The 13960-nt window shown below is 67.4% G+C and carries 13 protein-coding genes; 4 read left to right on the forward strand and 9 right to left on the reverse strand.

Translation table 11 applies throughout. From position 1 onward, the window contains the following. Position 1: 1 nt before the first annotated feature. Positions 2-2071, reverse strand: coding sequence for a S9 family peptidase (locus ABV606_RS11270; protein WP_353987790.1), 2070 nt, complete (start codon positions 2069-2071; stop codon positions 2-4). A gap of 5 nt (positions 2072-2076) precedes the next feature. Further along, the gene (locus tag ABV606_RS11275; RefSeq protein ID WP_281487954.1) at positions 2077-2853 is read right to left on the reverse strand and encodes an SDR family oxidoreductase; all 777 of its coding nucleotides are present in this window, start codon (positions 2851-2853) and stop codon (positions 2077-2079) included. A gap of 126 nt (positions 2854-2979) precedes the next feature. Between ABV606_RS11275 and ABV606_RS11280 the strand changes: the two genes are divergently transcribed. The 4 genes from ABV606_RS11280 to ABV606_RS11295 all read left to right on the forward strand — a co-directional run bounded on the left by ABV606_RS11280 (position 2980) and on the right by ABV606_RS11295 (position 5741). Beyond that, positions 2980-3471, forward strand: a complete 492-nt coding sequence (locus tag ABV606_RS11280) for an NfeD family protein (protein ID WP_281487953.1) — start codon at positions 2980-2982, stop codon at positions 3469-3471. Positions 3472-3473: 2 nt separating this feature from the next. After that, positions 3474-4460, forward strand: a complete 987-nt coding sequence (locus ABV606_RS11285; protein WP_353988828.1) for an SPFH domain-containing protein — start codon at positions 3474-3476, stop codon at positions 4458-4460. 4 nt (positions 4461-4464) lie between these two features. After that, positions 4465-5223: a glycerophosphodiester phosphodiesterase family protein gene (locus tag ABV606_RS11290; protein ID WP_281487952.1), complete on the forward strand. Its 759-nt coding sequence runs from the start codon at positions 4465-4467 to the stop codon at positions 5221-5223. Positions 5224-5369: 146 nt separating this feature from the next. After that, positions 5370-5741 carry an RNA polymerase-binding protein RbpA gene (locus ABV606_RS11295; protein ID WP_281487951.1) on the forward strand — a complete coding sequence of 124 codons (372 nt, stop codon included), beginning with the start codon at positions 5370-5372 and terminating at the stop codon, positions 5739-5741. 32 nt (positions 5742-5773) lie between these two features. Here ABV606_RS11295 and lnt read toward each other — a convergent pair whose 3' ends face one another. The 7 genes from lnt to ABV606_RS11330 all read right to left on the reverse strand — a co-directional run bounded on the left by lnt (position 5774) and on the right by ABV606_RS11330 (position 13869). Then, positions 5774-7345, reverse strand: a complete 1572-nt coding sequence (lnt, locus tag ABV606_RS11300; RefSeq protein WP_281487950.1) for an apolipoprotein N-acyltransferase — start codon at positions 7343-7345, stop codon at positions 5774-5776. Between the two features lie 15 nt (positions 7346-7360). Next, positions 7361-9811, reverse strand: a complete 2451-nt coding sequence (locus ABV606_RS11305; RefSeq protein ID WP_353987791.1) for a DEAD/DEAH box helicase — start codon at positions 9809-9811, stop codon at positions 7361-7363. 49 nt (positions 9812-9860) lie between these two features. Then, entirely contained in the window at positions 9861-10619 is a 759-nt protein-coding gene (gene tatC / locus ABV606_RS11310) for a twin-arginine translocase subunit TatC (RefSeq protein WP_281487948.1), read from the reverse strand. A gap of 47 nt (positions 10620-10666) precedes the next feature. Further along, complete coding sequence (tatA, locus tag ABV606_RS11315; protein ID WP_281487947.1) at positions 10667-10873, reverse strand: twin-arginine translocase TatA/TatE family subunit; 207 nt, start codon at positions 10871-10873, stop codon at positions 10667-10669. Between the two features lie 62 nt (positions 10874-10935). Further along, the gene (locus ABV606_RS11320) at positions 10936-11928 is read right to left on the reverse strand and encodes a helix-turn-helix transcriptional regulator (protein ID WP_353987792.1); all 993 of its coding nucleotides are present in this window, start codon (positions 11926-11928) and stop codon (positions 10936-10938) included. Continuing rightward, positions 11921-12901 carry a helix-turn-helix transcriptional regulator gene (locus ABV606_RS11325; protein WP_353987793.1) on the reverse strand — a complete coding sequence of 327 codons (981 nt, stop codon included), beginning with the start codon at positions 12899-12901 and terminating at the stop codon, positions 11921-11923. Before ABV606_RS11325 ends, ABV606_RS11320 begins: the two co-directional genes overlap by 8 nt. A gap of 8 nt (positions 12902-12909) precedes the next feature. Further along, positions 12910-13869, reverse strand: a complete 960-nt coding sequence (locus tag ABV606_RS11330) for an FKBP-type peptidyl-prolyl cis-trans isomerase (RefSeq protein WP_281487944.1) — start codon at positions 13867-13869, stop codon at positions 12910-12912. Positions 13870-13960: the final 91 nt, after the last annotated feature.

Raw genomic sequence — 13960 nt, forward strand, 5'->3', positions numbered from 1 at the left:
CTCAGCGGTGCGGTGGGAACATCGGCAACTGGATGATGCCGGTGCGGTTCTCGTCGGTCGGCAGGTGACGGCGCCACCAATTGAGGATCAGCTCGAAGCGCTGCAGCCTGTGCCGAGGCCTGCCTGTGCGCGAGAGCTCATGGTTCTCGCCGGGGAACAGCACCAGTTCGGCATCCGTGCCGTGCTCGCGCAGAGCCTGGTAATAGCGCTCGGCCTGATCCACCGGGCACCTCAGGTCGTCTTCGGAGTGCATGATCAGCGTCGGCGTCTTCACGAGATGCGCCCGGTCCTGGGGGTTCTGCGCCGCGACCAGGGTGCGATCAGTGCCCAAGTACTCCTCCCCGAAGAACGTGCCGATGTCGGAGTTGCCCGCGAACGCCGTCGCGTCGAGGAACCCGCGCTCGACGATGGCGGCCTCGAACCGATGCTCGTGCGATGTGATCCAGGCGGTCAGGTAGCCGCCGTACGACCCGCCCATGATTCCCACGCGGCCGCGATCCAGGGTGGGGTGCCGGTCAAGCGCGCCGTCGAGGAACGCGAGCACATCCTGCATGTCGACGGTTCCCATTGCGTGCCGGATGCTGCGCCCATGCCGCTGTCCGTAGCCCGCCGAACCCCGCGGATTGCACATGACGACTGCGTATCCTGCGCTCGCGTACACCTGCGCCTCGTCGAAGAGGGAGTGCAGATACGAGGCATACGGGCCGCCGTGGATGTTCAGCAGCACCGGATGTGGTCCCTCCCCCTCCGGCAGGACCACCCACCCGTGCACCGGGTAGCCGTCACTCGATGCCACCTCGAGCTCGAGCGCACGACGGATGCCTGCCCGCCGCAGGGGGGCTGAGAAGTCTGTGCGCAGGTCGTATCCGCCGTCGCGCAACACCACCAGATCGCCGTAGGTGTGGCCGGCGGCAAGGGTCAGCGCGATACCGCGGCCCTCGGCAAGCGCCTGCGACCCGTTCACCACCACGGCTCCCGATGTCAGCGGAGCCACGCTGGTCGTCGCGGCTCGGTCGCCCTCGCGGTGCTCGACGAGCCGCAACTGCACGGTGCCGCGCGTGAGCTCGTGCACGAGCACGCGATTGTCGTCGAGCACGGTCATGCCGGATGCCGCTTGCAGGTCGACGCTTTCCGCGTCGGTCAGTCGTAGCGCGGGCGATGCGCCGTCGAAGCGATACAGTCCCGTGTTCCGCGCGACGAAGTCCCTCGCAGTGTGGCCGAGTTCCTGGGCGAGGAAGAACAGTGCTCCACCGGGCGCGTGCTCGACGAGCGAGATCGCGCGTGGGGGCTCATCGCCCGTGAGGAGCCGCGGAGTCACCGAACGCCGGTTGAGCGCGATGCGCCACAGGTCGGTTCGCAGGTCATCGTCGCGTGACTCGTGCCTCGCAGCGACCGCGACGATCGATTCGGAGTCGGATCCGAAGCAGAACGCGGTGAAGTGGTACTCCCCCGTCGTGAGTCGACGCGCATCCGGCACGGCCGTCGGATGCTTGGGCTTCGGGTCGCGCACGCCCGGTGCGACCGGGTATACCGGTTCGTCGTTCAGCGCCGGAACGTCGAGCACGAAGAGGCGCATGAACCGGTCACTGACGAACCCCACGCCATCGGCCCGATAGCGGCGCCTGGTGATGTGGCGCGCGGGCTCCGCCGACGGCGGGAGACCGTCGATCGTGCCGTAACGTCCCTCCTCCGGGTCGAACGCTCTGAACGCGATGCGCTTCGAATCGGGAGACCACCGGAACTCGATGACGCCGAGCGCGGTGTCGGTGAGCGGTCTCGGTTCACCGCCCACGGCATCCATGAGCCAGACCTGCGGGTGCTCGCCTGCAGCCGTCGAGCGCAGGAAGGCGACCATGGTGCCATCCGGTGAGAACTGCGGATCGGTGTCACGGAAGCCGCGAGTGATCCGGCGCTGACGGGCGCGGCCGCTCAACGCGACCTCCCACAACTGACCGACGTACGCGTCGGCGCCCAGGTGCGGGTACGTCGCCGAGACGATCGCGCGGTCGCCGCCCGGATGGACGCTCGGCCGCGAGATGCTCTTGAGAAGGGGCAGCTCGTCGGCTCGCAACGCGATCAGTCCTGAGCGCGCTCGGGCTCGAAGGAGGACGTGTCGCCGACAAGCCTGGTGTGGTCTTCGGGCACGGGATCGACGGCCGCCTGGGCGACCTCTGCCGCGAACTCGCTCACGTTGTACAGACGGCCCGCAGAAGCCTTGCGCTGCTCGATCGCGCCGGGGTTCAGGCGCTCGAGCAGGGTCGCGGTGATGGTGCCCTCGATCATGTCGCCTGAGACCACGACGAACTCGATGCCGGCGGCATCCAGCTCGGGGATCAACTCGCGCAGCGCATCTTCACCGGCACGCTTGCTCAGCGCCACGGGAACGTACTCGGGCATCGTCGGAGTGGTGCGGATGAAGTGCGCCTGGTGGCTCGTCACGAACACGACCCTGCTGCCGCGATCGAGCAGCGGGAGCGCACCCTTGAGCGTGTTCACCTGCGCGTCGCGGTTGAGGCGCATGGCGTAGTCCTCACCCATGCCGCTCTCCATGCCACCCGAGGCATTGAGCACCAGGACGTCAAGACCGCCCCACTGCTCCTTGATCTGCCGGAACATCTCGGCGACCGAGTCGGGGTCGGTGAGGTCGGCGCCCACGGCGATCGCGGAAGCGCCGGTGGCCTCGAGCTCGGCGACGAGCTTCTCAGCACGGGCCGCCTTGTTCCGGTAGTTGATCACGACGCTCGCGCCCGCCGCCGCGAAATACCGCGCCGTATCGGCCCCGATCCCTCTCGACGAGCCCGTCACGAGCGCGCGTTTGCCGGCCAGAGCATCGGGAGCGAGAGCAGCGTTCACAGCATCCGACCCTACCCCAGGGAGCGCTGGCGGCCCTGCGATGGCCGGGAGCCGAGGAGCGCTGTCGCACCGCTCTGGTAGTTTCGGGATCACAGCACGCGAGGTGAAGCGGAGGCACTGTCAGCGATGATCGACGTCACCTCGTACCTGTGGATCGTGTGGCTGATCTTCGTGCTGATCTGCGTCATCATCGAGTTGCTCACGCTCGAGTTCACGTTTCTGATGATCGCGTTCGGCAGCCTGGCCGGTCTCGGTGCGAACCTGCTCGGATGGCCCTGGTGGCTGCAGATCGTCGTGGGTGCGGTGGTCGCCGTGCTGCTGATCCTCACCATCAGGCCGCTGCTGCTCAGAGTCATGCGGCGCGGGGCCGACCCGACGCCCAGCAACGTTCCCGCGCTCATCGGCATGCGCGCTCGGGTGCTCGAACCGGTTGACGCGATCAGCGGGCTCGTGAAACTCGCGAACGGCGAGACGTGGTCGGCACGGCTCGCCACAGCATCCGCCGCCGCGCTCGAAGCGGGCAGCTGGGCCACAGTGGAGTCGATCGCCGGTTCGATCGCCATGGTCGCTCCGGGCGAACCGACTCCTGATCCGTCTGCGACGGAAGAGAGGCAATGACCATGCTCTCCCCTAGTGAGTTCATCGGGCAGTTCTTCATCATCGCGTTGCTGGTGGTGCTGGGCGTCTTCGTGCTCGTCGTGCTGATCCGCGCGATCCGCATCATTCCGCAGGCGTACGCCGGCGTTGTGGAACGGCTCGGCAGATATCACAAGACCCTTCAACCGGGTCTCAACGTGCTCGTGCCCTTCATCGATCGGGTGCGCCCGCTCGTCGACATGCGCGAGCAGGTCGTCTCGTTCCCTCCGCAGCCGGTCATCACCGAAGACAACCTGGTCGTCTCGATCGACACGGTCGTCTACTTCCAGGTGACGGATGCCCGGGCCGCCACCTACGAGATCGCCAACTACCTTGCGGCGGTCGAACAGCTCACCACCACGACCCTCCGCAACGTCGTGGGTGGGCTCAACCTCGAAGAAGCGCTGACCAGCCGCGACGAGATCAACAGCAAGCTGCGGATCGTGCTCGACGAGGCGACTGGGAAATGGGGGCTCCGCGTCAGCCGGGTCGAGCTCAAAGCGATCGACCCGCCGCACTCGATCCAGGACTCCATGGAGAAGCAGATGCGCGCGGAGCGCGACCGGCGCGCGGTCATCCTCACGGCCGAGGGCACGAAGCAAGCTGCGATTCTCGAGGCGGAGGGCAGCAGGCAGGCGGCGATCCTCGAGGCAGAGGGCGAGGCCAAGGCGCGCGTGCTGCGGGCGCAGGGCGAGGCCGAAGCGATCACCACGGTATTCCAGGCGATTCACGATGGGCGGCCCGACCCGGAACTGCTCGCCTACCAGTACCTGCTCACGCTGCCGAAGATCGCCGATGGTGCTTCGAACAAGCTGTGGATCATCCCGAGCGAGTTCAGCGAGGCGCTCAAGGGTGTGGGCGAAGGGCTGTTCGGGGCCTCGCAGCGCGCGGCAGCGGCATCGAGCGCGGCAGGCGCCTCGTCGACTACTCCGCCCGGCTCTACTCCGCCCGGCTCTACCCCGATCGTCTGAGCCGATGTACTTCTCACCCGAGCCACCGCGCGTGCTCGCACACCGAGGGTTCTCACTCGAGGCACCAGAGAACACCTTGCTGGCGTTCGCGAAGGCGATCGCCGCGGGTTGCACGCACATCGAGACCGACACGCGGGCGACCGCAGACGGCGTCGCCGTGCTCTGCCACGACCGCACGCTGGAACGCGTGGCAGGCGAGGGCCGGCGCGTGTCGTCGTGCACCATGGACGAGCTCAGAGCGATCGATCTCGGCGAGGGTCAGGGCTTCTGCTCACTGGAGGAGGCCCTCAACGCATTTCCGGAGACGCGGTTCAACATCGACATCAAGTCTGCGGATGCCGTTGGCCCGACCGTCGCCGCGATCATCAAGGCCAAGGCGATCGATCGCGTGCTGGTCACCTCGTTCGACGAGGGCCGGCGGCTGAAGGCAGTCAACATGCTTCCCGGCGTGGCCACCTCAGCGGCGTCGCGGAGCCTCGGTGTCGCGTTGATCGCCGCCAAACTCGGGCTCGGCCAGGTCGTGCGAATGGCGTTCAAGGGCATCGGGGCGGTGCAGGCTCCCGAACGCGCCGGAAGGCTCAAGGTCACCACGCGCCGCGTCATCCGCGCCTGGCAGCGCGCCGGGCTCGAGGTGCACATCTGGACTGTGAACGACCAGCAGCGGATGCGTGAGCTTCTCGACCTCGGCGTCGACGGCATCGTCACCGATCGGCCAGACCTCGCCTTCGAGGTGCTCCGGGAACGCGGCCAGCATCGGCCCTAACGCGATCGCTCGCGCAGCATGCCGGTCCGACGCCGCACGTCGACCACTTCAGTCACCCCTACCGCCTCCGGCCGCCGAAGCATGGAACAAACGCACAGGTGGACGCGTTATACCTATGAGTTGCGTTTCAGGAAGGAGGCCTCAGCATGGCGGATCGCAGTTTGCGAGGTATGAGGCTAGGAAGCCAGAGTCTTCAAAGCGAGGAGGGCGTCGAGTTCTCAGCGCGTCGACGGGTGACCTATCGCGCGGAAGACGGCACGACGTTCGAGGTGGTCTTCGCGGCAGACGCAGAAGTGCCTGAGACGTGGGAGTCGCCGAAGTCAGGCATCGAAGGGCGTCTGGTGGGCGAGGATGGCGAACTCGTCAAGACCGAAGCGGTCGAGGAGAAGCCCGTGCGCACGCACTGGGACATGCTCCTCGAACGGCGTTCGCGAGCAGAGCTCGAGGAACTGCTCGAGGAGCGCCTGCAGATTCTGCGCGCGCGGCGCGGCCAGCAGCAGCAGAAGCTCGGCGCGTGATGGCGTAGCAGCTTCACTCAGCGAATGAAGGGTCAGCTTCGGCTGGCCCTTTTTCGTGCCGCCACGGCGCCCGATGTGGCGAGCCGGGTCACTCCGAGCGCCGCGACCACCAGGACCGACGTGATCGCGATCGTCCACTCGAGCGGCGCTCCGAGACGCAGCGCCGGTGTCTCGGTCGAGCTCAGCGGAATCTCGCGCACCATGGCGTCTTGGGTGTACCACTCGAGTTGATCGAGAGTCGACCCGTCGGGTGCCACGATGGCGCTCGTGCCGACAGTCGAGATGTTCACGACCGTGCGCCCCAGCTCAAGGGCCCGAATGCGCGCGAAGGCGAGCTGCTGCACGCTCTCGTCGGTGCGGCCGAAGTCTGCGTTATTGGTCTGGGCGAAGATCACCTGGGCGCCGTCGCGCACCGACTCCCGCAGCAGGCCGTCGTCGACGATGTCGAAGCAGATGTTCACCCCCACGCGCACACCGGCGGGCAGTTCGAAGACCGAGTCAGTGGTGCCCGGCGTGTACTCGCGCTGGATCAGCCCGATCAGGTCAGGCGCGAGCGGCTCCCAGAACTCGCGGTCGGGAACATACTCGCCGAAGGGCACGGGGTGCCGCTTGTCGTAGATGTCCGCCAGCCCCTCCCCCGGCAGCCATAGCAATGAGCTGTTATGGATGACATCGGGCTCGCGTTCGGTGATGGTGCCGGCGATGAACGGAGCGTCGAACGTGTCGGCCACGAGATCGAACGCCATCGCGGCGTAGTCGTTTCGCAGCGGATCGAGGTCGGAGCCTCCCTCCGGCCAGACGACGAGATCGACATCCTCCCCGCGCAGCGCCATGGTCGCATCGAGCTGGTCGCGCAGGTTGTCGCCGCTGTCTCGCTGCTGAAAGTACCCGGTCTTGCCATTGCCCTGCACTGCAGCGATCCGCAGCTGACCGTCGATGGTCACAGGGAATGCGGGCGTGCCGAGCATCAGGACGAGCACGACGGATGCCGGCACGAACCGTAGCGTCGCCCGCGCCTGCTGCGTCAGCACGGCCTCGATGGCGAGCGCCACGAAGAACACCATCACGAAGCTCACGCCCGAGACCCCGAGCCACGCGAACAGCGTGCCCAGCGGACTCTCCGACTGCGACTGGGCGACCCTTCCCCATGCGAACCCCCCGTACGGCCACACGCTCTGCACCGCCTCCCGGGCGGTCCAGAGCCCGGCGACCAGGGCGGGCAGGGCGATGAGGCGCACCACGATGCGCCGCCGCAACCGCAGCAGCATCCGGTAGGCGATGCCGATCAGCGTCGCCCCGATTCCTCCGAACAGCGCCATGACCACAGAGAGCGCGGCCCAAGGCACCGGTCCGAGGAAGAGCGTGGCCCACTGGATATGCAGGAGGTAGAAGCTGAGGCTGCCGACGAGGCCGATGTGGAACGCCCAGCGCGCGGGTTGATTGCGCAGCGCGAGCAGCATCATGGCGATGCCGAGGAATGCCAGCGGCCAGACGCCCAGGTCTGGGAACGCCGCGTCGAGCACAGGGCCGGAGGCCGCCGCGAGGAGCAGTGCGACCCAGGAAGGGATCGTCGGTCGCGGGTCGAGGGGCAATGGCGTGTTCATCGGGCTCGATCGAGCCTACGCGACACTGCTGTACGCCACGACGCCGCGGCGCACCGCTTCGAGCGCCTGCCTCGCCACCCGGTCGACTGGGGTCTGCGCCACCACTGAGAGCTGGTCGAGCAGGTCGATGGTCTGCTTCGCCCAGCGTACGAAGTCACCTGCAGGAAGATCTGCTTCGCGCAGCACCTCATCGAGACGCCCGCCCTTGGCCCACCGGTGCATCGCGAGGCACAGGCCGGTCGCGAGCGGCTCACTGCCGGGAAGCTTGTGGTCGTGTTCGAGGTCGTCGAGTCTCGCCCAGAGGTCACGCGTCTCGTCGAGCGCTTCTCGGAATCGTCCGCGGGGAAGGTCGGCGTCGTGCTGCGACCCCTCATCTCGTCGAGGCTCGTACACGATGGCCGTCGCCATCGCGGCCAACGAGGGCGCGTCCAAGCCGTCCCAGGCGCCTCGCCGGAGGCTCTCGGCCACCAGGAGGTCGCGCTCTCCGTAGATGCGGCGAAGCGCGCGGCCGTGCTCGTTCAGCACGATGCGCCCGTGCTGGTCTCGTTCGAGATACCCTCCCTCGAGCAGCACATCGACCACGCGGTCGAAGACCTTCGCAACCGCGCCTGTGCGTCCTTTGATCTGCGAACTGAGCCGATCATGCTCGCGCTTGAGACGCCACCAACGCTCCGCCCAGCGGGCATGCGCCTCGCGATCGGCGCAGCTGTGGCACGGATGCTGCCGCATCCGTTTCCTCAACGAGGTCAATTGGCGCTGCCGGCGCTCCCGTTCGCCTCGGCGATCGGCGGGAACGCTCTGTCGCTCCAGGTCGCTGAGCTCGCGCCGCATGGCGGCGTACTCGCGGAAGTCGCCGAGGTGGCACTGCATGGCTTCCTCATACCCGCTCAACGACTGCTCCATCTCGCGCACCTTGCGAGCGAGGTCGACGACGGAACGGTCGGCTTGGAACTGGGCGAAGGAGCTCTCGAGAATGCGCCGAGCCCGTTCCCGACCGAATTGCTCGATCAAGTTCACGGCCATGTTGTACGTCGGTTTGAAGCTCGAATTGAGCGGGTAGCTTCGGCGGGACGCGAGAGCGGCGACGGCCTGCGGGTCGAGCCCTGACATCCATTGGATGACCGAGTGGCCCTCGACGTCGATGCCGCGACGACCGGCTCGGCCCGTGAGCTGCGTGTACTCCCCCGGCGTGATTGGTACGCGGGCTTCGCCGTTGAACTTCTCGAGCTTCTCAAGCACGACCGTGCGAGCGGGCATGTTGATGCCAAGCGCGAGCGTCTCCGTGGCGAACACGGCTTTGAGCAGCTTGCGCTGGAAGAGCTCTTCGACGACCTCCTTGAACGCGGGCAGCAAACCAGCGTGGTGAGCCGCGACTCCGCGCTGCAGCCCGTCGAGCCACTCCCAGTACCCCAGGACGGCGAGGTCTTCGTCGAGCAGGGTTCGGCAGCGCTCCTCGGCGATGGCGCGGATCTCGTCGCGCTCGTGCCGTTCGGTGAGGCTCACACCGGCTCGGAGCACCTGGCGCACCGCCGCGTCGCAGCCGGCTCGGCTGAAGATGAAGAAGATCGCCGGCAGCAGCCGTTTCGACTCGAGCAGGCGGACGACATCCGGGCGGTCCATGCGTTCGAACCGGCCGGGCCCCTGGGGTCCGCGACCGCGATGGCGCCGGTCGCGCGCCGAAGGGTGGCCTCGGCCCGTGCGATCCGCCCGGTTCGCGGCGTTGGTGAGGCGGATCAGTTCGGGATTGACACGGTTCGCCGACACGTGCGCCGGGTCGGTGTCGAAGAGGTCGACGAGCTTGGTGCGCACGAGCACGTGCTGGTCGAGCGGTACCGGACGCTCCTCGGAGACGATCACGTCGGTATCGCCTCGCACAGCCTGCAGCCAGTCGCCGAACTCCTCGGCGTTCGACACCGTGGCGCTCAAGGACACCATGCGCACCTGCCTGGGAAGGTGGATGATCACCTCCTCCCAGACGGCGCCTCTGAAGCGATCTGCGAGGTAGTGCACCTCGTCCATCACGACGAACCGGAGGTCCGGCAGCAGGTCGCTGTCGGCGTAGAGCATGTTGCGCAGCACCTCGGTAGTCATCACCACGATGCGCGCGCTGCTGTTCACCGAGGTGTCGCCGGTGAGCAGGCCCACCTCTTCCGGTCCGTACTCCTCGACCAACTCATGGAACTTCTGGTTGCTCAGCGCCTTCATCGGCGTCGTGTAGAAGACCTTCGCGCGCGCGTCGAACATGGCGAGGAAGACCGCGAACTCGGCGACGATCGTCTTGCCGGCGCCGGTCGGCGCCGCGACCAGCACGCTTCGGCCGGCCTCGAGGCTCTCGCAGGCGGCGAGCTGGAAGGGGTCGAGGTCGAAGCGCTGACGGTCGCGAAACGCCTGCAGCCGAGGGGTCGAACTGCGGCTGCGGGATGCCGCATACCGCTCCGCGGGAGAGAGCGCCTCGGTGCCGGTCATGGTGCCTCCGCAGAGCCGCGGTCGGACCGAGTCATGTGAAGCACCGTGCTCAGGCCTCGGCCAGGCCCGCGTCGAAGGCGGCCGCGTCTCGCTTCGCCATACGACGATCGTGCAGCCAGGCGACACCCGCGGCAATGAAGTAGAGCAGCACCATGGGAATCATGAGGAGGAACATCGACAGCACGTCTGCGGCCGGAGTGGCCATTGCGGTGAACACGGCGATCACGAGCACCGCGACCCGCCAGCCCTTGAGGATGGCCTGAGCGCTGAGCACTCGTGCGAAGTTCAGCAGCACCAGGAAGACGGGGAGCACGAAGGCGACGCCGACCGCGAGCAGGAGCTTGATCGTGAAATCGAGGTAGGTCTTCGCGGTGAGCAGGGAGACGTCTTCAGCCGGGGCGAAGCTCGTGAGCAGCGTGACCATATTGGGCAGCACGAGCCAACCCGCGAGGCAGCCGCCGAGGAAGAGCGGCACCGCGCTGCCGAGGAACCCGATGGCGAACTGCTTCTCGCGGCGCTGCAGAGCGGGCATGAGGAACGCCCAGATCTGGTAGAGCCAGACAGGGCTGGCGATCACCAACCCCACCGCGAACGCGATCTGGAGCCTGGTGTCGAACGCCTCGGTGACATAGGTGTAGCTGATCTCAGCAGTGCGGCCTTGTTCCTCAGCGATCCGCAGCACTGGCTCGCGCAGGCGCGCCCAGACCCAGTCGGCGACGATGAAGCCGCCGACAGCCGCCGCGACGATCGCCGCGGCCGAGATGAAGAGCCGTTTGCGCAGTTCGAGCAGATGCTCGCCGAGGGACATCCTCGCTTCGCGGTTCGAGCTCCGTTTCGCGCGACCCGCCACGCTGCCTACTGCTTCGATTCGGTCTCGGAGGTCGGCGCGTCGCCGGCGCCGGTCTCGGCGTCGCCCTTCTGCTCGGTCTTGACCTCGTTCTTGAAGATCTTCATCGATTGACCGAGGCTGCGTGCGAGGGCGGGCAGCTTGGGAGCGCCGAAGAGCAGCAGGATGATGACCAGCAGAATGATCGCGTGCCAGCCGTTGAGGTTAGCGAACATGGGAGCACATCCTTCGAGTCGTTGCGGTGCCAGCGGTCAGTCTAGCCACCATGGCTGTGGACTCAGGCGTCGTATGCCGCACGCGCGTCGCGCGCCCAAGCGCGCACCGCCTCGCGCGCCTCCGGAGGTGAGAGCACTTCGACGAGTCCGGGAAGCGCTGCAACCTGACGCTTCAAGGTGTGGAAGTGCGCGACCCGGGTCTCCACGCGAACCCGGTCGCCCGCGGCCGCGATATCCGCATCATCGGAGACGAACTCGCCCAGGAGAGGCAGCGCAGCCGGCACGACCTCGAGGGTCACCACCACGCTCGCCTCGGCATCGTTGAACAGCCTGTCGTCCACGAGCCGATGCACGGCTGCGGCTGCGGGTCGCCCGGTGTCTGCCGCCTCGTCGAGAACGCGCACCTCCGACATCCGATCGAGTCGGTACGTGCGCACCGCCTCGCGTTCGACATCCCAACCGCGGAGGTACCAGTCGTTGTCGACCGAATCGACGCGCAGCGGTTCGACCCGTCGCTCGTGTCCCTCCCCCTTGGCGTTGCGGTACCAGAACGCCAGGCGGCGGCCGTCCTCGACGGCCGACCTGATGATGGCAAGCGCCCCATCATCGGTCGAGGCCTCGATCGATACAGCACTGATGGCACCTGAAGCGCCGCGCGAGAGTTTGTCGGTCAGCGATGCGATCGCCGCTCGGTCGGATGCCTCGGGCAGCGCCGCGAGGTATTGCAGCCCCGCGATCAGCGCCGATGCCTCGCGAGCCGAGAGCCGCGGTGCGTCCTCGATCGCGACCAGATTCGTGAGCACGATGATGTCGTCCTGCTCGAAGTCGTCCCAGGCGATGTCGAAGAGGTCGTCGGGCTGGTACGCCTTGGTGGTTCCCGGGACGCCGGTCACGACGAGCAGTCGTACGGCCTCGCGGATCTGGGCCGCGTCGACATCGAAGTGCGCGGCTGCCTCCGCGACCGAGACACGGCCGCGATCACGCAGATACGCGACGAGCGAGAGCAGGAAGGCGAGCTTGTCCTGCGCGTGCGGAAGCCGTGGGTGCTCAGCCATGGTCTCCCCCGACGCGATCGAGCCGTGAGCGCACGGCGCGCTTCAACTCCTCGGGTGCGATGACGACGACCTCCGGCCCGTATGAGCAGAGCTGATCGGCGAGCACAGACAGATCAGTGAAGTGCACGACGAGCAATCCGTCGTCGCGCCTGCTCGTTCCTGGACGTCGGAGCAACCGCGACTCGGCATCCGTGGATGGCTGTGCCTCGAGGAGTGCCGACTGCTCGGCCCAGAGCTTCTCCAGTTCCGCGCGTGATTCCGCGGCGGGATCCCCATCAGGTGCTGGCAGTTCGGTCTTGGTGATGGTGACCGGCGTGGTGATTCGCGACAGCAGGAACGTCTTGCGCCGGCCGGTGCCGGGTTCTTCGGCGTACAGGTGCCAGAGCTCGGCGAACCGCGTGAGAGCGAGCGGTGCGAGCTCGCGCTGGGTCGGCGCGTCCTCGCCCGGCTTGAGGTACCCGAAGCGTACGACGCGCCGCTTCTCGATCGCGGAGCGCAAGGGTTCGAATGCGGCGTCGCGCACCCGGAGCCGAGGCGCGTACTGCAGCGCGAGCTCGGCTGTGTCGACGCCGAGCCCGGAGAGCTTCAGCATCGCGCGGCGCGCCTCGGCCGATGCCGCGCCGTCACGCCACACCATCGCGGCGAGCTTGAGCAGCGCGCTCTCCTCAGGCGTGAACGCGATGTCGTGCGGCAACTCGTACCCGACGCGCGGGATGCGATACCGCGTGTTCTGGTTGTTCCCGGGCTCTCCTGGCGGCTCGAGCGTCTCAAGAGGAACGCCGAGCTCGCGGATGTCGTCCTTGTCGCGCTCGAACTGCCGCTCGAGGTTCGTGAGGTCGCCGCCGAACTCGTAACGCTCGCGGTACCCCTGAACGGTCGAGAGGATCTCGTTCTTGGTGAGCCCGTGCTCGCTCGTGAGCAGGGCCAGCACCAGGCTGAACAGGCGCTCCTCAGCGCGAATCCGCTCGGCCATGCGGCCTCTTACTGGATGCCGAGCACGTCGACGACGTAGACGACGGTCGAATCGGCCGAGGCGCCGCCGGGGCCCGAGCCCTGAGGGAAGCCCTCGGATGGCGGGATCACCGCCACGAGCTGCGACCCGACAGGTGCTCCGACGAGCCCCTTCAGGAGCCCTGGGGCGATGCCCTGGGCGTCGTCCTCGATGTCTTCGATGAGCCAGCTGGCCGGAGCCTTCCGATCCCAGGTCGACTGGAGCACGCGGTTGCGTTCCCAATCGAGCGCCGTGAAGTGCACCACCACGCGGTCGCCCCGCTCGACGACCTCGCCGCCACCGCGCTTGGAGAGGGCGAGCCGCAGGTCGTCTGGAGCCGATTCGTTCGGAAGCGTGATGCCAGGCGTGCCGTCGGGAGCGGTGACGACTGCCGGCATCCCGTTCGTCGCAAGCTGGTCGGGCCCGTTCGCCTTACCGAGGAACGCCCGCTCGACGTCGACGACCGCGATGAGCGTGACATCGTTTCCGATCCCGATGTTCAGCAGCGCATTCTCGCCGTACACCGCTTCGACAGTCGTGGCGGAGGCGATCCGGCCTCCGGGTTTCGCGCACTCGACGATGGAGCCGAAGAAGTCTTCGTCGTCGCCGGCGACGCGGCGCACAGGCTGGTCGGGGTCATAGCTCGTCTCCGTGAGCACCTGGCCGGTCTCGCCCAGATACAGCGTGACCTGCATGTCGACGACCTGGCCCTCTTGGATGCGGTCGCCCTCCCCCTCGACGAGCACTGACCGTTCAGTGTCCTGCGCGATGAGCGGAGTCGGGAAGCTGGCGCGCGGCTGCTGACCGACGGGGCCGGTGGCTTCGACGAGCTCGGATGCCTTGCCGGGTTCGAAAGGGCCGCATCCGTTCGCTGCCGACGAGGATGCCGTGCATGCGGTGAGTGACGCGAGGAGCGCAGCGGCGATGGCGAGCGCTGGGGTCTTGCGCACGAGTCCTACTTTCGATCGAGGCAACAGGTCGTCTCAGTCGTTCAGGCGGTGACCGCCATGACGCGGCCTGGATCCGCACGCCGGCGCGGTC

The sequence above is a fragment of the Ruicaihuangia caeni genome, from assembly GCF_040536845.1.
GTDB classification, from domain to species: Bacteria; Actinomycetota; Actinomycetes; order Actinomycetales; family Microbacteriaceae; genus Ruicaihuangia; species Ruicaihuangia caeni.

Excerpts from the sequence above, each read along its gene's own strand:
- ABV606_RS11325 (WP_353987793.1), bottom strand. The coding sequence starts at position 12,901 with ATGGCCGAGCGGATTCGCGCTGAGGAGCGCCTGTTCAGCCTGGTGCTG.
- ABV606_RS11290 (WP_281487952.1), top strand. The coding sequence starts at position 4,465 with ATGTACTTCTCACCCGAGCCACCGCGCGTGCTCGCACACCGAGGGTTC.
- ABV606_RS11285 (WP_353988828.1), top strand. The coding sequence starts at position 3,474 with ATGCTCTCCCCTAGTGAGTTCATCGGGCAGTTCTTCATCATCGCGTTG.
- ABV606_RS11320 (WP_353987792.1), bottom strand. The coding sequence starts at position 11,928 with ATGGCTGAGCACCCACGGCTTCCGCACGCGCAGGACAAGCTCGCCTTC.
- lnt (WP_281487950.1), bottom strand. The coding sequence starts at position 7,345 with ATGAACACGCCATTGCCCCTCGACCCGCGACCGACGATCCCTTCCTGG.
- ABV606_RS11295 (WP_281487951.1), top strand. The coding sequence starts at position 5,370 with ATGGCGGATCGCAGTTTGCGAGGTATGAGGCTAGGAAGCCAGAGTCTT.
- tatA (WP_281487947.1), bottom strand. The coding sequence starts at position 10,873 with ATGTTCGCTAACCTCAACGGCTGGCACGCGATCATTCTGCTGGTCATC.
- ABV606_RS11280 (WP_281487953.1), top strand. The coding sequence starts at position 2,980 with ATGATCGACGTCACCTCGTACCTGTGGATCGTGTGGCTGATCTTCGTG.
- ABV606_RS11305 (WP_353987791.1), bottom strand. The coding sequence starts at position 9,811 with ATGACCGGCACCGAGGCGCTCTCTCCCGCGGAGCGGTATGCGGCATCC.
- tatC (WP_281487948.1), bottom strand. The coding sequence starts at position 10,619 with ATGTCCCTCGGCGAGCATCTGCTCGAACTGCGCAAACGGCTCTTCATC.